The organism is Hyphococcus luteus (assembly GCF_002943565.1).
In the GTDB taxonomy this organism is placed as follows: Bacteria; Pseudomonadota; Alphaproteobacteria; order Caulobacterales; family Parvularculaceae; genus Hyphococcus; species Hyphococcus luteus.
On the sequence record NZ_PJCH01000005.1, the window covers coordinates 888,400 to 907,086 of the forward strand.

Consider the following 18,687-nt stretch of genomic DNA (forward strand, 5'->3'; position numbering starts at 1 on the left):
GTGAGGAAGGAACACAATGTCCATGTATCAGATGTTTCCATTGCTGGCGATTAGCCTGGTTGTTTATGCGGTCCTGGCGCTGACCGGCGCGGCGGGCGCGCTCTGGTATGACTCGACCATTCTTGAGCTGACCATGGTGTCCGGCGAGGTATGGATCGTGAGCGCCGGCGATATTTTCCTGCTGGTCAGCATGGGGCTTTTGTTCGTTGAGCTTTTGCGCTCGACCAAGACCGGATCGGAATCGATCATGAACCACGCGCTGTCCGTGGTCGTGTTCATCGCCTCGCTGCTGCTCTTCATCATCGTGAAAGGCTTCGGCAATTCGGTGTTTTTCCTGTTCATGACCATGACGTTCCTCGACTTCATGGCGGGCTTCATCGTCACCACGGTGACGGCGCGGCGCGACCTCGCCGTGGGCGGCGGTCTTTCCGGTTAGCTGGCGTCACGCCTCGATTGAGGTGAAGAGGCCCGGCTGAAGCGTCCGCGCCAGCTCTTTAAAGATAAATATCGAGCGCTTGCGGTCCGGTCTGGGCCGCAAGCGCTTTCGTCTGGCCGTAAGCTCTGCGCGCGTCGGCAAAGGCCGGATTTGAGGGCTGCGGGGATGTCCGGCGGGCTTTAATCGCGGGTTCGAGGCGGCGCGCCTGTTCCGTCGGGACCGGCGCGTGAAAGGGCGGTCTGGCGGCGTCTGCGCGGGCCGGAAGGTTAAGAATTCGTTTCACGGCCCTGAAAGGGGCAAGTTCCGCGCCAGAATCCTCCTTTGCATGCCAGTATTTATGCGCTTCACGCTTCAAATTTTATTTACGGCTTTGCGGCTAATGTCGTGACCTAAACATGTGAGTGGGTTTGATGGCTGACAGCGCGAAGGCGTTCTCCTTGAAACACGGGCGGGAAACCGTAACCGGCGAGACCGGCGCCGCCGGCGTTTCGGCGCGCGGCGTTTCCACAATCGCCGAGGCGGGCGACAACGCCGGCGGCCTTCAGACCATGTTCGAATTCGATCCGGAGGCGGGCGGCCTCAAATGGTCCGACGAAGAAGCGGCCGCGCGCATTTTCGGCGTCGCCCCCGGCGAGGTTGCGGCGAGCGTCGACGCTTTCTCCGCCTGCATCGAAGGGGAAGAGGACGAAGCCCGCGCCGCCGCCTTCGCCGGCGCCCGCGCCAGCTATTCCTGCGAATACCGTTTAAAGCGCGCCGACGGCGCCGGCCATTGGGTCGAGGAACGCGGCGGCTGGATCGGCTACGGTCCGGGCCGGCGCCTCATCAGCATCATCCGCTCCATTGAAAGCCGCAAGCGCCGCGAAGAGCAGCTTTCCTGGCTCGCCGTCAATGACGAGCTGACCGGTCATCTCAACCGCGCGCATCTCAGGAAAGCGCTTGAAGAAACCATCGCCGATCTCGTCTCCAAAGACGGGACCGGGGCTTACCTGATGGTGGGCATCGACGATCTCGGCGCCGTCAACGCCGATTTCGGTTTCGAAGCCGCCGACAAGGTGATCGCCGAAGTCGGCGCGCGGCTTGCGAGCGTGCTCGGCCCCGAGGACAGGATCGGCCGCGTCGCCGGCACCAAATTCGGCATCATCATCGCGGAAAGCGACGCCGACTATATGCGCCAGATCTGCGTGCGGCTCTTGAACGTCGTGCGCGAGAGCGTCATCGAAACCAAGGGCGGCGCCGTCGCCGCGTCCGTATGTCTCGGCGCGGTCAGCCTGCCCGAGCAGGCGGACGCGTCCAACATCGCCATGACCCGGGCGGAGGCCGCGCTCGATGCGGCCAAGCGCATCGGCAAGTCGAGCTGGGCGGCCTTCACCGACAAGACCGACGTCATTTCCCAGCGTCGCCGCAACACGCATATGTCGGACGTCATCCTGACCGCGCTCAACGAGCGCCGGGTGCGGCTCGCTTTCCAGCCGATCGTCGCCGATCTCGACGAGGCGCCGAAAAAATTCGAATGCCTCATCCGCATGCGCGGCGATGACGGCCAGAACATCCCGGCGCCGGAATTCATTCCGGCTGCGGAGCGTCTCGGCCTCGTTCATCTTCTCGACCGGCGCGTGCTTGAGTTGGCGCTTAACACGCTCGCCATCTGCCCGAACATCCATCTCAATGTGAACATCTCCATGGAGACGGTGAAGGATTTCGTCTGGGCGGAAGGCTATATCGCGCTTTTGCGCTCCAATCAGGAGCTCGCGCGGCGCATTACGGTGGAACTCACCGAAACCCAGGTAATCGACGCCATCGACGCCTCGATTGAGTTCGTTTCCGAGATCAAAAAGCTTGGCTGCTCCTTCGGCATCGACGATTTCGGCGCCGGTTACACGTCCTTCCGCAACTTGAAAGCGATGGACATCGACATTTTGAAGATCGACGGGTCTTTCGTCACGGGCGTTTCCTCATCCCGCGAAAACCAGCTTTTCGTCAGGACGCTTCTCGATCTCGCCCGCAATTTCGGCATGCAGACCGTGGCGGAATGGGTCGACAACGAAGCCGACGCCATGCTTCTGAAAGGGCTCGGCGTCGATTACCTGCAAGGGTTTTTGCTCGGCAAGCCGGAAACCAATCCGGACTGGCTGCCCGACGGCGCGCCGAACGATCCGCCTCAGCGGACCGAACGCGGCCAGTCGTAAAAATCCGGAAGCCGCGGCTTCGCCGTTACTCGTTTCCGCCTTCGAGCTTGTCGAGCTTGCGCTGCAGCGCTTCGACCTGCGACTTCAACGCATCGATATTGGGGTCTTCTTTCGCCTCGTCGCCGGGCTTTGGCGCCGGCGTCGTGCGCTGCGGCGAATAAGACGGCCCGAGCGGCGAGAACATTTTCATCGCCTGCTCGTAAAGCTCCATGTTCTTCCGGACGCTTTCTTCGAACATCGCATAGCCCGGCGCGCCGCCGAAGGCGTCGCGCATGCGCGAGCGCATTTCTTCCTGATTGCGCGAAAACGCATCCATGCTCATTTCGAGATAGGACGGCACGAATGTCTGTAAGCTATCGCCGTAAAATTTGATCAGCTGACGGAGGAACTGGATTGGCAAAAGATTTTGCCCCTTGCTCTCTTCCTCGAAAATGATCTGGGTGAGGACGGACCGCGTAATGTCGTCGCCGGACTTGGCGTCAAAGACGACGAAGTCCTCGCCCTGTTTCACCATGTCGGCGAGAAAATCGAGCGTCACATAGGACGAGGTTGCGGTGTTGTAGAGACGCCGGTTCGCGTATTTCTTGATGACGACGGCGTCGCCGTCGGTCTTGGAGCGGCCCTTGGTCTTTTCAGTCATATAGCTCTTCCCTCCCGCGCCTTTGCGGCGCCGCCGAAGAACTGCGGCGCTGCAGCGCAGATTTTGTGCGCTTGCTAATCCTGCTATACCATGAAATGAAGATTTTCATACGCGTTAAGGATAAGTTTTCCACGCGGTAAGTCTTTGAGATTGTTTACCCTTCGCGCCCGGGAAGACGCTGCGACGCAGATTGACGGGCTTTCCGGCGCATAAAATCGAGGTCAGGAGGCTCTATGAGCGGGGCAGTCATCGTTTCGGCGGCGCGAACAGGCGTCGGGTCTTTCGGCGGCGGATTGGCGGCCGTTCCGGCGGCGAAACTAGGAGAAACCGTCATTGCGGCGGCCCTCGAGCGGGCCGGGCTCGCGGGCGGGGATGTGGACGAAACCCTTATGGGCCACGTCCTCCAGGCCGGCCAGGGCCAGAACACCGCGCGCCAGGCTTCCATCGGCGCCGGGATCCCTCAGGAAAAGCCGGCCATGACCGTCAACCAGGTCTGCGGCTCCGGGCTGCGGGCCGTGGCCATGGCCGCGCAGGCGGTGCGTCTTGGCGACGCGGTCACAGCGGTCGCCGGCGGGCATGAGAACATGTCGCTCGCGCCCCATGCGGCGCATTTGCGCGACGGCGTGAAAATGGGCCCCAAGAATTTCGCCGACACCATGATCACCGACGGTCTGTGGGACGTGTTCAACGACTATCACATGGGCGTGACCGCGGAGAATCTCGCCGAGAAATACCAGATCACCCGCGAGGACCAGGACGCCTTCGCGGTTGCGAGCCAGAACAAGGCGGAGGCGGCGAAGAAAGCCGGCAAGTTCAAGGACGAAATCACGCCGGTGACGATCAAGACCCGCAAGGGCGAGGTCGTCTTCGAGGAAGACGAATATATCCGCGAAGGCGTGACCGTTGAGGGCATTGCAGGGCTGAAGCCCGCCTTCAAGCGCGACGGCGGTTCGGTGACGGCGGCGAATGCGTCGGGCATCAATGACGGCGCGGCGGCGCTTGTCGTCATGTCGGAAGCCGAGGCTGACAAGCGCGGCCTTGAACCGCTGGCGCGCATCGCCTCCTGGGCCCATTGCGGCGTCGATCCCTCGATCATGGGCATCGGCCCGGCGCCGGCCACGCGGCTTGCTCTTGAAAAAGCCGGCTGGAGCCTCGACGATGTGGATCTGATCGAGGCCAACGAAGCCTTCGCGGCGCAGTCCCTTGCGGTCGGCAAGGAGCTCGGCTGGGATCCGGAGAAGGTCAACGTCAATGGCGGCGCCATTGCCATCGGCCATCCGATCGGCGCCTCCGGCGCGCGCATCCTGACGACGCTGCTTTACGAGCTGAAACGCTCGGGCAAGTCGAAGGGTCTTGCGACGCTGTGCATCGGCGGCGGCATGGGCGTCGCGCTTTGCGTCGAGCGCTGACGCGCTTCAGGCGAAGGACGCGGTGAAAAACAAGAGGGAGAAACAAAATGGCAAGGACGGCGATCGTTACCGGCGGCACGCGCGGCATCGGCCATGCGATTTGCATCGCGCTGAAGGACAAGGGCTGCAAGGTCGCCGCGACGTATGCGGGCAATGACGAAGCAGCCGCGAAGTTCAAGGAAGAGACCGGCATCCACGTCTTTAAATGGGATGTGGGCGATTACGACGCCTGCAAGAGCGGCGTGGCGGAAATCGAGGCCGAACTCGGGCCCATCGACATTCTCGTCAACAACGCCGGCGTCACCCGGGACGCCATGTTCCACAAGATGACGCCGGATCAGTGGTCGCAGGTGATGCGCGCCGATCTCGATAGCGTTTTCAACATGGCCCACCAGGTGTTTCCGGGGATGCGCGAACGCGGTTTCGGCCGGATCATCAACATCTCTTCGATCAACGGTCAGAAAGGCCAGATGGGCCAGGCCAATTACTCCGCGGCGAAAGCCGGCATGATCGGCTTCACCCGGGCGCTGGCCCAGGAAGGCGCGCGCAAGGGCGTCACGGTGAATGCGGTCGCGCCGGGCTATATTGCGACGGACATGGTGGCGGCCATGGACGAGAAAGTCCTGCAGTCGATTGTCGCGCAAGTGCCGGTGGGCCGCCTCGGCAAGCCGGAGGAAATCGGCCATTGCGTCGCCTTCCTCGCCGACGATCAGTCGGGTTTCATCACCGGCGCGGTGCTGACCGCCAATGGCGGCCAGTATATCGCCGCCTGATTGGGCGGACGCCTGAAATCAAAAGGGCTCCGGCGCGGGAAAACCCGTTCCGGGGCCCTTTTTTCACCAAAATCGCTCTATAGGATGCGCAGGATTATGTTTCGGGAGCGTCCTTTGATCCGTTCCTTCCGGGGACGGCTTGCAGTCTTTGCGCTCGCTGCGCTGGCGGCGGGCGGCTTTGCGCACGCTCAAGAAAAGGGGACGGAACAGCCGTCGCGTCTTTCCCTTGCTCAGACCTCTGACAATCCGTTTTCCGCGCTTGTGGGCAAGCGCCGCGCGCGCAGTCTTGAGGATCAGGCGGGGCATGGGGTGGAGCGCTATGTGCTGACCAGCGACGATCGCGCCTTTCTGTTCGAAGAGCGCGGGCGCACGGCCAGGGTGCGTTTTCTGTGTTCGCCGGAAGACGCGCGCATCGACTGCGCGCTCGACGGCTCGGCGCCGTCGCCGGAAATTCACCTGCTGACAGCGACAAGAGGCCCGCGCGGCGACGTCATCTACAAAACCCAAGAGGGCGAGACCCTGCTGCGGATCGCGGCCTATGGCGGCGCCACCGTGTTCTGGCCGGGCGAGGCCCAAGGCATCGCCGCGTCCAAATCCTTCGGCGACGACGAGCCGTTGACGCTGGCGCCCCAAAACTACGATGCGGCGATGCGCCGGGCGCAGAGCGCGTCGGCGCAGGTGAGCGCGATTGTCGGCGCGGCGATCCATTTCGATGTGGGCGCGGGCCGGCGCGCCGCCGATCCGAATGCGGCGGTGCTCGCCGATGCGGTGCTGACCGCCGCGAAGGGCCTCGCCGAAGTGGCGGACGATCCCATCGGCGCGCGCATCATCGCCGAGCGGATCAAGCGCGTCGCCTTCCTGCCGGGGGCGGCGCCCGGCGTGGCGCTTAACGGCTCGGTGCTGGAAATCCTCTATGTCCCGACTCTGGACATCAAGGGGCGCCCTTCATCGGCCAAGGTGGCCCACTATCTTGAGCAGACGCTCTGACCCGGTCCTTGCGTCTTTTGGCCGGTTGTTATGAATTTCGCAGAGTTTCGGTCTTAAAACAGCCGCATTGAAGGTGAAGATTGACCGGATGATGAGACCCGCGCCCAACCCGAAGCTCGCCGCCGCGAGGGCGGTTTGCGTCTTTGCCGCGGGCGCCATGCTCGCCGGCGCGGCGAGCCCCGCGTTGACCGCCCAGTCGTTGAAACAGATCCGGGCGCAACAGGCCGAAGAGCGCATGCTTGAAGACCAGGCGGGCTACACCCAACAGCTCTGCGGCATCCGGTTCAGCGTCTCGATTGACTGGTCGAGCTTCGACCATTGGCCGGAAGGCGCCGGCGTGGCGCGCGCCTGCGACCGCGGGCTTTCCGAAATCGAAACCCAATGCCGCAACGGCGAAGCCCCGCGCGTGACGCGCTTTGTGTGCACGGGCGACGGCTCCGGCTCTTACAAGAGCGGCGGCACGGTGGAATACGGGGCGAGCCCGCGCTGACGCTTAGCCGGCGGCCGCCGCCTGTTCCAGGATGCCGACCCGCACGCCGTCGAACACATATTGCGTCGACAGCGCCATCAGCAACATGCCGAGAATGCGGGTGATGGCGTTCATGCCGGTGCGCCCCAGAACGTCGCCGATGCGGCTGGCGAAGCCCATGGTGACGACCGCAATGATCAGCACAAGGATCATGGCGACAAGCGCCGCCAGCTTGTGATCGAGCGTCGCGCCGGGGCCCATCAGGAGCATGACCGTGGCGATGGCGCCGGGGCCGGCGAGCATCGGGATCGACAAGGGGAAGAAAGCGATGCTGTCGCGCGCGGAGGCCCTCGGACCCGGCGTTTTCGCTTCCGTTTCGCCGTCCGGATCGAAGAACATCCGGAAGCCCATGATGAACAGGATAATGCCCATGGCGGCGCGGAAGGCGGCGAAGCTGACGCCCAGATGGTGCAGGAGCGCGTTGCCGGCGAGACCGAAGAACAAAAGGATGGCGACGGAATAAAGCGCGGCCATGACCGCGATGCGCAAGCGCTCGCGCGGCAACTCGCCCTTCGTCAGCGACGCGAAAATCGGCGTCACCAGGATCGGATCGATGACGATGAACAGCGTCACGAACGCGGTCGTGAAGGCGGGCAAGATGCTGGCGAGCATGGAGGGCTCCTCTTCCCGCCTTTTGCCTAAGTCCTGAGGCGGACGCAAGCCGGGCCGGACAAAGCTGCGCAAAAGAAAAAGGGCGGCTCGACAGAGCCGCCCTTTCTTTAGGCTGATAGGCTTTGGGAGCCGGGCTTACATCATGCCGCCCATTCCGCCCATTCCGCCCATGTCAGGCATTCCGCCGCCGCCGCCCGCGGCGCCCTCTTTTTTTGGCGCTTCTGCGACCATCGCCTCCGTCGTGATGAGGAGGCCGGCCACGGAAGCCGCATCCTGAAGGGCCGTGCGAACGACTTTGGCCGGGTCGACGATGCCGGTGGCGATGAGGTCGCCATATTCGTCGGTCTGGGCGTTGAAGCCGAACTTGAAGTCGGTCTGTTCAAGCAGCTTGCCGATGACGATCGAGCCTTCGCCGCCCGCATTGTGGACGATCTGGCGGATCGGCGACTCAAGCGCCTTGCGCACGATGTTGATGCCGGCGGCCTGGTCGGGGTTTTCGCCCTTGAGGCCTTCGAGCACTTTCGCCGCATAGAGGAGCGCGGTGCCGCCGCCGGGGACGATGCCTTCTTCGACGGCCGCGCGGGTCGCGTTGAGGGCGTCGTCGACGCGGTCCTTGCGCTCTTTTACTTCGATTTCCGTCGCGCCGCCGACCTTGATCACCGCAACGCCGCCGGCGAGTTTCGCCAGACGTTCCTGCAGTTTTTCACGGTCGTAATCGGAGGTCGTGTCCTCGATCTGCTTGCGGATCTGCGAGGTGCGCGCTTCGATATCGGCTTTCTCGCCGGCGCCGTCGACGATCGTGGTGTCGTCTTTGTTGATCGTGACTTTCTTCGCCGTGCCGAGCATGTCGAGCGTGACGTTCTCCAGTTTAATGCCCAAGTCTTCAGAGATGACCTGGCCGCCGGTGAGGATCGCGATGTCTTCGAGCATCGCCTTGCGGCGGTCGCCGAAGCCCGGCGCTTTCACCGCAGCGATTTTCAGGCCGCCGCGCAGCTTGTTGACCACGAGGGTCGCGAGCGCTTCGCCTTCGACGTCTTCCGCAATGATGAGGAGCGGACGCGAAGACTGCACCACTGACTCAAGAAGCGGCAGCATGGATTGCAGGTTCGAGAGTTTTTTCTCGTGCAGCAGGATGTACGGATCTTCAAGCTCCGCCACCATCTTGTCGGCGTTGGTGATGAAGTAAGGCGAAAGATAGCCGCGGTCGAACTGCATGCCTTCGACGACGTCGAGTTCGGTTTCGGCGGTTTTCGCTTCCTCAACCGTGATGACGCCTTCATTGCCGACTTTGTCCATCGCTTTCGCGATCATTTCGCCGATTTCTTTTTCGCCATTGGCGGAAATCGTGCCGACCTGGGCGATTTCGTCGGACGAGGCGATCTTGGTCGCGCGGGCGCGGATTTCCTCGACGACCTTGGTGACGGCGAGATCGACGCCGCGCTTCAGGTCCATCGGATTCATGCCGGCGGCGACGGCTTTCGCGCCTTCCTTGACGATCGCCTGGGCGAGAACGGTTGCGGTGGTGGTGCCGTCGCCGGCTTCGTCGTTGGTTTTCGACGCCACTTCGCGCACCATCTGGGCGCCCATGTTTTCGAACTTGTCTTCAAGCTCGATTTCTTTCGCCACGGTGACGCCGTCTTTCGTCGTGCGCGGGGCGCCGAACGATTTTTCGATGACGACATTGCGGCCTTTGGGGCCGAGCGTCACTTTCACCGCATTGGCGAGAATGTCGACGCCGCGCAGCATTTTATCGCGCGCCTCGACGTCGAATTTGACTTCCTTGGCAGCCATTGTTGCTTCTCCTTAAAAATACTTGTGCTGATGGGGGCTAGTCGATGATCCCGAGGATGTCCGACTCTTTCATGATCAGGAGATCCTCGCCGTCGATCTTCACTTCCGAGCCCGACCATTTGCCGAACAGGATTTTGTCGCCGGTCTTGACGTCGAGCGGGATCAGTTCGTTGTCGTCGCCGCGCGCGCCGGCGCCGACGGCGACCACTTCGCCTTGCTGGGGTTTTTCCTTGGCGGTGTCGGGAATGATGATGCCGCCGGAGGTTTTCTGGTCTTCTTCGATGCGGCGGACCAGCACGCGGTCATGGAGAGGCCGAAAAGCCATGGTCTACGTCTCCCTGGGTCGTGTTTTTGAACAAAAACAACGGGTTAATCTGAAAAAAGCAGGCTTGGAGCGCCTGCTGGCACTCACATGAAGAGAGTGCTAGCGGCGATTTAGGAGCGGAGAGGCGAAGCGTCAAGAGGGAGAGGCCATGCGGCTTCCGGCGTTGGCGCTGACGCGGTTGTGACCGGCGGGCGGGACCGGTGTGAAACTTCCGCCGCAATTACATGTTTTTAATGCTTCGGCGCCTTCAATCGGCCCATATTCACGCCGAAAGAAGCCGCTTTCCGGGGGGAGCGCTCCTGCCGGACCGGACAATGACATTGCAACGCCTGAAAGGAGCTTCAGCAATGCGGAAAATGCTTATCCTTGCGGCGGCCGCCATTTTTGCGGTCGGCTGCACCACCAATCCTTACACCGGCGAGAAACGCGCGAGCCGCACGGTGACCTCGGGCGCCGCGGGCGCGGGCGCGGGCGCGGCGGCGGGCGCGGTTATCGGCGCCATCGCCGGGGACGCCAAGAAAGGCGCGATCATTGGCGCCGGCGTCGGCGCGGCCACGGGCGTCGGCATCGGCGTCTATCAGGACCGCCAGCAGGCCAAGCTGCGCGAACGGCTCGCCGCGAGCGGCGTTTCCGTAACGCGCCAGGGCGACAACATCATTCTCAACATGCCTTCCGACATCACCTTTCCGGTGAACCAGTCGGACATCAATCCCGGCTTTTACGAAACCCTCAATTCCGTGGCGATCGTGCTGAAAGAGTTCGACAAGACGACGGTCAGCGTTTACGGCCACGCCGACTCCACCGGTTCGGAAGCTTACAATATGGAGCTTTCCAAGAAACGGGCGTCGTCCGTTGCGACTTATCTCGCCGGCCAGGGCGTCGCCCCGGCGCGGCTGCAGGCGGTCGGCTATGGCGAAATGCATCCGATTGCAGACAATTCGACGGAAGCCGGCCGCGCCGCCAACCGTCGCGTCGAGATCGTCATCGATCCGGTGGACAGCGCGTTCAATAGCTAAAACCGGCCTTAATTCCGGTCATCGAACCGCCGGGCGGAAACGCCCGGCGGTTTTTTCATGTCCCGTTTTGGAACGTGGTCCGTTCTGGACGATGCCAACAAAGTTAAGTGCTTTTTTAGAGTGTTTTCCTAAAACTGTTGATGTCAGGCGCGCGACGGAAAAGCGGCGCAGCACAGAAGGAAAGACGGGGCGCGTCCATGAATTTACGCCAGAAAAGTTCGCGATATTGCGCGGCGGTCCTGTTCTGCGCCGGCATTGCGGGCGCGTTTCTTGTGCTGGCGACCATCAGGTCCGGCTTTCGTCCCGATTTTGAAATCTGGCTCGCCGCCGCGCTTGTCGTATCGCTGATTTTGCATGCGCGCGCCGGCTTCGCGCTATCAAACGCTCAGCAGGAACTCGAACTGTTGCGCGGGCTTGTCAAAAAATTCAGCCCGTCTCACGCCAAGGCGCCGCCGTCGCTCAAATTCGAGCCGGTTGAAAATGTCGGCAAGGACGACGCCGTCATTCTCGATGAGGTCAAGGACGCCATCGAAAACGACCGCATCGATCTTTATCTGCAGCCGATTGTCAGTCTGCCCCAGCGCAAGACCCGCTGCTTTGAAGCGTTTTCCCGTCTGCGCCGCGCTGACGGCGGGGTTTTAAGGCCTTCCGATTATATTGACGCCGCCGAACGCGCGAACCGCATCGGCGTCGTCGACAATATGATCTTGTTGCGCGCGGTGCAGTCCCTGCGCCAGCTCGGGCCGGAAAGCGCCCAGTATCGCATGTTCTGCAACATTTCTCCGGCGACGATTTTCGACCAGGATTTCTTTACGCGGTTCACGGACTACCTTGACGCCAATCACGACCTCGCCCAGCGGCTGGTGTTCGAATTCACCTATCCGGCGGTCGAAATGATGCATGATCGGGTGAAAAAGAATATGAAAGCGGTCGCCGATCGCGGCTTTGCGTTTTCCGTCGATCATATCCGCCGTTTCGATCTCAACTGGGCGGCGCTTCGCGAGCGCAATTTCCGCTTCGTGAAGGCGCCGGGCTCGCTTCTCCTGGCCGAAAGCGCCAAGGGCGATGTGGGCCGCGCCCGGATCAAGGCGTTCAAAACGGCGCTCAGAGAGAACGACATCGACCTCATTGTCGAAAAAGTCGAATATGAAACCCAGATGCCGGAAATCCTGAGCCTGGGGATCGACTACGGTCAGGGCGCGTTGTTCGGCGCGCCGCGTTTTGCGGCGGACTATGTCGGCTCGGCCGATCCCGGAAAGGAACCGGAGCCGGCGCTGCCGAGCTTTGCCGCGGCCTCCTGATATAGCGGCGAGGCGGCGGCGCCTCTCGCTTGACCGCCAGACCCATCGGCCTTATCGGCCATGGGCCTTATGAGCGATGTTCCGGTCATTCAATCCTTGAGCGAGATCGCAGAGCGCTATGACGCGCTTTTGTGCGATGCGTGGGGCGTCATTCATGACGGCGTCAATCTGTTTCCGGGCGCCGGCGAGGCGATGACCCGGTTTCGCGAAACGAGGGGCCCTGTGGTGATCCTCACCAACGCGCCGCGCCCGTCTTCGATCATCCCGGCCCAGCTTGACCGGCTCGGCCTGCCGCGCGGCGCTTATGACGCGGTCGTGACGTCGGGGGATGCGACCCGCGCCGCCATCAAGGCGCATCTGCCCGAGCCGGCTTTGCGCATCGGCCCGGCCATGGACGATCCCCTCTATGAGGGGCTTGAGATCGATTTCCGGCCGCTCGAAGAGGCCGCCTTCATCATCTGCACCGGCCTTAACGACGAAGAGAACGAAGAGCCGGAGGCCTATCGCGATCTCTTAGGCCGTGCGGCGGAACGGCGCCTGCCCATGGTCTGCGCCAATCCGGACATTATCGTGAACTGGGGCGGGCGGATGATGTGGTGCGCCGGCGCCATTGGCGAGCTTTATAAGGATATGGGCGGCGAGGTGATCTATGGCGGCAAGCCGCACTGGCCGGTTTACGACTTGGCGTTGAAAGAGATCGAGACGAAGCGGGGACCGACGCCGCGCGCGCGCATTCTCGCCGTGGGCGACGGCCTCAAGACCGACATTCTGGGCGCCAATAATCACGGCTTCGACGCGCTCCTGATCGCCGGGGAGGGCGGCGTTCACGAAGGCGACAAGGACGCGGCGGCGGTCTCGGCGCAATTGGCGAAGGCGGGGCTGAAAGCGGCGGCTGTCGCGGGAGCGCTGCAATGGTGAGCGCATCGAACGTCATTGCTGCCCCAGTCATTGCCGCCATGGGCAATTTCGACGGGGTCCATCTCGGCCACCAATATTTGTTGAAAGAAACGGCGGCGTTTGCGCGCGCCCATGGCGCGGCGCCGGGCGTCGTTTTGTTCGAGCCGCATCCGCGGCGCTTTTTCCGGCCCGGCGACCCGCCTTTTCTCCTGACCGCGCCGTCGCAGCGGGACAGGCTTTTGCGCGAGGCCGGGGCCGAGGCGATTTATTCGGTGACTTTCGACCGGACGCTGGCCTCCATGTCGCCGGCGGAATTCGTCAAGGACGTGTTGAAAGACCGGCTCGGCCTGAAAGGCGTCGTCGCCGGCGCCGATTTCCGCTTCGGCAAGGACCGGGCTGGCGACGGCGCGGCGCTGAAGCGCTTGAGCGAAGCGGCGGGCCTTGAGGCGAGGCTTATCGATGTCCTTAAAGAGAGTCCGCAGACGGAGAAATTCGGCTCCAGCGCCGTGCGCGCGGCGCTTCAAAGCGGCGAGGTGGAAAAGGCCGCAACCATGCTCGGCCGACCCTGGTCGGTCGTCGGCGCAGTGGCCGAAGGCGCCAAGGTCGGGCGCACCATCGGCTTTCCGACGGCGAACATGACGCTGGGCGAGTTGATCGAACCGCGCAAGGGCGTTTACGCCGTGCGCGCGAGCGTCGACGGCGAAACTTATAATGCGGTCGCCAATTTCGGCCGCCGGCCCACCGTCGGCTCGGAGGCGCCCTTGCTTGAAACCTATCTCTTCGATTTCGACGGCGATCTTTACGGCAAGGAGATGGAAGTCGCCTTCATCGCCTTCCTGCGCGACGAACAGAAATTCGACGGGCTCGACGCCTTGAAGGCCCAGATCGCCGAGGACTGCGTCCGCGCGAAGTCGTTATTAGGTTAATTTCCCTCGCGAAATCGTGCCGCCGGGAAGGGCGGGACCGCCTCATTCTCGACACAATAGGCTCGAAAAATGCATGCTGGATCAGTTCCCCCGGGCCGGGCCAAAGGCGCGGGGGCCCCGTGTTGGAGGCGTTCCATGGCCAGGCTCTCTTTGGTGAAAAAACTCAGCCTTTGTGCGGCGGCGTCCGCCATGGCGATGGGCGTGACGGCCCCGGCTTTCGCCGGCGGCGGCCATTACGGGCATGGCTATTACAAGCGCCATCACGGCCACCATTACAACTATCGCCGCCATCATCACCGGGGCGGCGGCGGCAAGGCGGCGGCCATCGCGCTCGGCGTCGTCGGCGGCGCCATCATTTTGAATGAACTTGCCGAGGCGAACGCCCGCGACCGCTATTACGAAGACCGCTACTACCGCGACCGCTATTACGACAGCCAGGCCCGCGCCCGCGCCTATGACCGGGGTTACGCCGCCGGCCGTTATGACGGGAGCCGGTACGAGTCTTACGAAGACGACGCCTATTACGGCGAGGAGCCTTATGCGGACGAGCCTTACGAAGACGAGGCTTATGACGACAGCGGCCTCGCCGGCGGCGAACCGGCGGCGCGCGGCCCGGTTTATCGGACCCCGGGCTCGGGCGCTTATGACCGCGCGCCGCGCGCGATCTCGGCGAGCGCGGCCTATCGGACCTGTCTCGATCACGCCCGCCGGGCGCTGGGCGAGCGCGGCTTTGTGGTGACCGCCCCTTACCGGCCCGAGACCGTGGAGGATCGCGGCGGCGCCCTGATGATGACGGCGACGGTCACCGCCCAGCGCGGCCGGGACCAGTGGGCCCGGGCCATGTCCTGCGAGGCCAGCGAAAGCCGCGTCTACAGGATGGAGCTGATTTAACTGCGGGGCTCCCCCCACCCAAAACCGCCAAGCGGTTTTGACCTCCCCTCCAGGGGGAGGTGATCTCGTCGCAAGCTCAATGCCCTACCCCCCCCTTGAGGGGAGGTCGAAAGTGCGCCAGCGCTTTCGGGAGGGGGGTGAACCCGCTTATTCGGTATATGCGTCGACAAGGGCCTGAACGGCCCTTTTCCCCGTGACGGGGCCGCATCCCCCTGATAAGAGGGCGGCCATGCCCAAGAGCATCCTCATTATCGCGGCGCGGCGCGCGCCAGCTCCCGAACCGGCTCCTCTCGGCTGAGACGCCGCCTCACGCCTTTCAAGGCTTGACAAAGGCGCCCGGGACCGGGCCTTCCTGAACCCTCGACGACCAGTTTTTGAAGAGAGATTTGACGATGCCAGATGCATCGAAAAACGGCGCATCGAAAGGCGCCGCTTCTGAGGGGCGCGACTACAAGGACACGCTGTTCCTCCCCGAAACCGAATTTCCCATGCGCGCGGGGCTGCCGAAGCGCGAACCGCAATGGCTCGAGCGCTGGGCGAAGCTCGGCATGTATGAGCGCTTGCGTGCGGACGCGAAGGGCCGCGAGAAATTCATTCTCCATGACGGCCCGCCCTACGCCAACGGCCATATCCATATGGGCACGGCGCTCACCAAGGTCCTGAAAGACCTCATCGTGCGCTCGAAACAGATGGCCGGCTACGACGCCAATTTCGTGCCCGGCTGGGATTGTCACGGCCTGCCCATCGAATGGCAGGTGGAGCGCGAATTCGCCGAAAAGGGCCGCAAGAAACGCGACGTGCCCACGGCGGAATTCCGCAAGGCTTGCCGCGACTACGCCCAGAAATGGCTCGATATCCAGCGCGAGGAATTCAAGCGCCTCGGCCCCGAAGGCGACTGGGACAATCCGTACACCACGATGGCTTTCGCTTCGGAGGCGAAGATCGCCGGCGAGCTTTTAAAGTTCGCCGAACTCGGGCTTCTCTATCGCGGCTCGAAACCGGTGATGTGGTCGCCGGTGGAACAGACCGCGCTCGCCGAAGCCGAGATCGAATATCACGACCACCAGTCGACGACGATCTGGGTGAAGTTTCCGGTGAACTCCGTAATTCTTCGGGAAGGAGACGAACCAACAAATTGGGATCTGGTAAGCAACCCAGATGATCCACTCAATGTGGTAATCTGGACAACAACCCCTTGGACTATTCCTGGCAATAGAGCGATCTGTTTTGGCCCTAAGCTGAGCTATAGCGTTTATAAAGTCGTCGAGATGCAAGCTGATCTCGATTTCGAACCTTGGGCTAAGCCAGGTGAGCGGTTTGTTGTTGCAGATGCTTTGGCCGAGAGTGTTCGAGAAGCGGGCCTTATTGCTAAGTGGGAACGTGTTGCAGAATTGTCAGCACAGCAACTGCGTTCGATGCACTGCGACCACCCTTTGAAAGGCTTTTCCGGCGGCTACGAGTTCGACGTGCCGCTCCTCGCGGGCGATCACGTCACCGACGAGGCGGGGACGGGCTTCGTTCACACCGCGCCCGGCCACGGTCAGGAAGACTATATCGCCTGGGTTTCCGCTTTCGGGACGCAAAAGGAAATTCCGCATACGGTGGATGAGTTCGGCGCCTTCACCGAAGAAGCGCCCGGCTTCACCGGCGAGCAGGTGCTCGTGATCGAGGGCAAGAAAAAGGGCAAGGACGGCGGCGCCAACAAGGCGGTGATCGACCAGCTCATCGCGCACGGCAAACTCCTGGCGCGCGGGCGGCTGACCCACTCCTATCCCCATTCATGGCGCTCGAAAGCGCCGGTGATCTTCCGCAACACGCCGCAATGGTTCATCGCGCTCGACAAACCGACGGCGAACGGGAAAACCTTGCGCGAAAACGCGCTCGCCGCCATCGACGCGACCGGCTTCACGCCCGCGGCGGGACGCAACCGCATCCGCTCCATGGTGGAAGGCCGGCCCGACTGGCTGATCTCGCGCCAGCGCGCCTGGGGCGTGCCGATCACCATCTTCGTCCATAAGGAGACGGGCGAGGTGCTGGTCGACGAGGCGGTCAACAAGCGCATCACCGACGCCATCACCACAGGCGGCGCCGACGCCTGGTTCGAAACCGACAGCCAGGACTTCCTCGGCGCCGACTACAAGGCCGGCGATTATGAGAAGGTCGAGGATATTCTCGACGTCTGGTTCGATTCCGGCTCCACCCACGCTTTCTGCCTCGAAGAGCGCGAAGACCTCAAATGGCCGGCGGACGTTTATTGCGAAGGCTCGGACCAGCATCGCGGCTGGTTCCAGTCTTCGCTCCTCGAGGCCTGCGGCACGCGCGGGCGCGCGCCTTACGATCATGTCGTCACCAACGGTTTCGTGGTCGACGGCGAGGGCCGCAAGATGTCGAAGTCGCTGGGCAATGTCATGGCGCCCGACGAGGTCATCAAGCAATATGGCGCGGAGATCATCCGCATCTGGGTGGCGAGCTCCGATTACACGGACGATTTGCGCATCTCCAAAGAGATCATCGGCTCGGCTGTCGATTCCTACCGGCGCTTGCGCAACACGCTGCGTTATCTCCTCGGCGCCCTCAACGGTTTTGAAGACGCCGAACGGCTCGACGCGGCTGAGATGCCGGAGCTTGAGCGCTACATCCTTCATCGCCTCGCGGTTCTTGATGAGGAAGTGCGCGAGGGCTACGACAAGTTCGACTTCAAGGGCGTCTGGCGCAAAATTTTCGACTTCGCTTCGCTGGAGCTGTCGGCCTTCTATCTCGATGTGAGGAAGGACTCGCTTTACTGCGACGCGCCCGGCGACAAGCGCCGCCGCGCCGCGCGCACGGTGATGGCCGAAGTCTTCGACCGGCTCGTCCTCTGGCTCAGCCCCATCTGCGTTTTCACTGCGGAAGAGGCGTGGCTGACGCGCTATCCATCCGAAGACGGATCGGTGCATCTGGCGCTGTTCCCGGAAACGCCCAAGGGCTGGCGCGACGACGCGCTCGGCGCCAAATGGAAAAAGATCCGCGAGGTGCGCCGCGTGGTGACGGGCGCGCTTGAAGTGGAGCGCCGGGAAAAACGCATCGGCGCCAGCCTCGAGGCCGCGCCCATCGTGCATGTCGCCGACGCCGATTTGCTGAAGGCCTATCACGGCCTCGACGCGGCGGAGCTCTTCATCACCTCCGGCGCGAGCCTTACCGGCGACCCGGCCCCGGAAACCGCGTTCCGCCTCGAAGGCGAAAGCGGCGCCGTTGCGGTGGAGCCCGTCGAAGCCGAAGGCGAGAAATGCGCGCGCTGCTGGCGCATCCTGCCGGAAGTGGGCGTCCATGAGTCTCATCCGGATCTGTGCGAACGCTGCATCGATGCGGTGGAGGCGGTTGATGCAAAGGCCGGCGCATGAAACCGGCCGATGTCGTCGCGCTGATGAAGAACTGGTGGTCTGAGGCCCGCGCCAACAAGCTGTTCTGGTACGGGCTTGCGGGCGCGGCGCTGGTCATCGCGCTTGATCAGGCGACAAAGTTCTGGATTCTTCACGGGGTGAATCTGCCCGACCTCGGCAAGATCGAGATTTCCGGCATTTTCGATCTCACCTATGTCGAGAACCGCGGGGCGAGCTTCGGCATGCTGCACGGCGCGCGCTGGCCGCTCGCGATCATCGCCATCGGCGTCTCTTTAGGGCTCGGCTGGTGGCTGGGGCGGATCCGGCGGCCTTTTGCGGCGGTTGCGGTCGCTTTCATCATCGGCGGGGCGCTGGGCAATCTCTATGACCGGCTCGCTTACGGCTATGTGGTCGATTTTCTCGATTTTTCGGGGCTTTACTTCCCGTGGGTCTTCAATGTGGCCGATGCGGCGATCAATGTGGGGATCGCCTTTCTCCTCTATGACGCCTGGCGGTCGGGCCGTGAGGAGAAGCAGACGGGCTGACGGGTTTTGCGCCTTTGCGCGAGGCGTCGCCCATGTCTATAGTGCGCGCCAATCTACCGGGTGG

Annotated in this window: 17 protein-coding genes; 13 read left to right on the forward strand and 4 right to left on the reverse strand. The window is 62.8% G+C overall.

The window, feature by feature from the left end; all coding sequences use genetic code 11:
• Nucleotides 1–22: 22 nt before the first annotated feature.
• A complete protein-coding gene (locus tag CW354_RS09230; protein WP_104829707.1) occupies nt 23–436 on the forward strand; it encodes a hypothetical protein in 414 nt (137 codons plus the stop codon).
• A gap of 410 nt (nt 437–846) precedes the next feature.
• Nucleotides 847–2,622, forward strand: coding sequence for an EAL domain-containing protein (locus CW354_RS09240; RefSeq protein WP_104829709.1), 1,776 nt, complete (start codon nt 847–849; stop codon nt 2,620–2,622).
• Nucleotides 2,623–2,647: 25 nt separating this feature from the next.
• Here the strand turns inward: CW354_RS09240 and phaR are convergent, their stop codons facing one another.
• Nucleotides 2,648–3,262 (reverse strand): polyhydroxyalkanoate synthesis repressor PhaR, encoded by a 615-nt coding sequence (gene phaR / locus CW354_RS09245; RefSeq protein ID WP_104829710.1) that lies wholly within the window; start codon nt 3,260–3,262, stop codon nt 2,648–2,650.
• 233 nt (nt 3,263–3,495) lie between these two features.
• Between phaR and CW354_RS09250 the strand changes: the two genes are divergently transcribed.
• From CW354_RS09250 to CW354_RS09265, 4 genes are all read left to right on the forward strand, one after another.
• A complete protein-coding gene (locus CW354_RS09250) occupies nt 3,496–4,671 on the forward strand; it encodes an acetyl-CoA C-acetyltransferase (protein WP_104829711.1) in 1,176 nt (391 codons plus the stop codon).
• A gap of 47 nt (nt 4,672–4,718) precedes the next feature.
• Nucleotides 4,719–5,444 carry an acetoacetyl-CoA reductase gene (gene phbB / locus CW354_RS09255; protein ID WP_104829712.1) on the forward strand — a complete coding sequence of 242 codons (726 nt, stop codon included), beginning with the start codon at nt 4,719–4,721 and terminating at the stop codon, nt 5,442–5,444.
• A 114-nt stretch (nt 5,445–5,558) separates the two neighbouring features.
• The gene (locus CW354_RS09260) at nt 5,559–6,431 is read left to right on the forward strand and encodes a DUF4908 domain-containing protein (protein WP_165793616.1); all 873 of its coding nucleotides are present in this window, start codon (nt 5,559–5,561) and stop codon (nt 6,429–6,431) included.
• An 88-nt stretch (nt 6,432–6,519) separates the two neighbouring features.
• Nucleotides 6,520–6,921: a hypothetical protein gene (locus CW354_RS09265; protein WP_133162254.1), complete on the forward strand. Its 402-nt coding sequence runs from the start codon at nt 6,520–6,522 to the stop codon at nt 6,919–6,921.
• Nucleotides 6,922–6,924: 3 nt separating this feature from the next.
• On the opposite strand, the gene CW354_RS09270 is transcribed toward CW354_RS09265, so the two are convergent.
• The 3 genes from CW354_RS09270 to groES form a co-directional block, all read right to left on the reverse strand.
• Nucleotides 6,925–7,572, reverse strand: a complete 648-nt coding sequence (locus CW354_RS09270; RefSeq protein WP_104829715.1) for a MarC family protein — start codon at nt 7,570–7,572, stop codon at nt 6,925–6,927.
• A gap of 135 nt (nt 7,573–7,707) precedes the next feature.
• Entirely contained in the window at nt 7,708–9,363 is a 1,656-nt protein-coding gene (gene groL, locus CW354_RS09275) for a chaperonin GroEL (RefSeq protein ID WP_104829716.1), read from the reverse strand.
• 37 nt (nt 9,364–9,400) lie between these two features.
• Nucleotides 9,401–9,688 carry a co-chaperone GroES gene (gene groES / locus CW354_RS09280; RefSeq protein WP_104829717.1) on the reverse strand — a complete coding sequence of 96 codons (288 nt, stop codon included), beginning with the start codon at nt 9,686–9,688 and terminating at the stop codon, nt 9,401–9,403.
• A 347-nt stretch (nt 9,689–10,035) separates the two neighbouring features.
• Here groES and CW354_RS09285 point away from each other — a divergent pair, with 347 nt between their 5' ends.
• The 7 genes from CW354_RS09285 (at nt 10,036) to lspA (ending at nt 18,623) form a co-directional block, all read left to right on the forward strand.
• Entirely contained in the window at nt 10,036–10,704 is a 669-nt protein-coding gene (locus CW354_RS09285) for a YiaD family glycine zipper/OmpA-like lipoprotein (protein WP_104829718.1), read from the forward strand.
• 197 nt (nt 10,705–10,901) lie between these two features.
• Nucleotides 10,902–12,005 (forward strand): EAL domain-containing protein, encoded by a 1,104-nt coding sequence (locus CW354_RS09290; RefSeq protein ID WP_165793617.1) that lies wholly within the window; start codon nt 10,902–10,904, stop codon nt 12,003–12,005.
• Between the two features lie 69 nt (nt 12,006–12,074).
• Entirely contained in the window at nt 12,075–12,923 is an 849-nt protein-coding gene (locus tag CW354_RS09295; RefSeq protein ID WP_104830078.1) for a TIGR01459 family HAD-type hydrolase, read from the forward strand.
• Nucleotides 12,917–13,828 carry a bifunctional riboflavin kinase/FAD synthetase gene (locus CW354_RS09300; protein WP_104829720.1) on the forward strand — a complete coding sequence of 304 codons (912 nt, stop codon included), beginning with the start codon at nt 12,917–12,919 and terminating at the stop codon, nt 13,826–13,828. The genes CW354_RS09295 and CW354_RS09300 overlap by 7 nt, the downstream gene beginning before the upstream one ends.
• A 135-nt stretch (nt 13,829–13,963) precedes the next feature.
• A complete protein-coding gene (locus CW354_RS09305) occupies nt 13,964–14,719 on the forward strand; it encodes a hypothetical protein (RefSeq protein WP_133162255.1) in 756 nt (251 codons plus the stop codon).
• A gap of 392 nt (nt 14,720–15,111) precedes the next feature.
• On the forward strand, nt 15,112–18,099 hold the full coding sequence (gene ileS, locus CW354_RS09310) for an isoleucine--tRNA ligase (protein WP_104829722.1): 2,988 nt from the start codon (nt 15,112–15,114) through the stop codon (nt 18,097–18,099).
• Entirely contained in the window at nt 18,096–18,623 is a 528-nt protein-coding gene (gene lspA, locus CW354_RS09315; RefSeq protein WP_207764727.1) for a signal peptidase II, read from the forward strand. The genes ileS and lspA overlap by 4 nt, the downstream gene beginning before the upstream one ends.
• Nucleotides 18,624–18,687 lie beyond the last annotated feature (64 nt).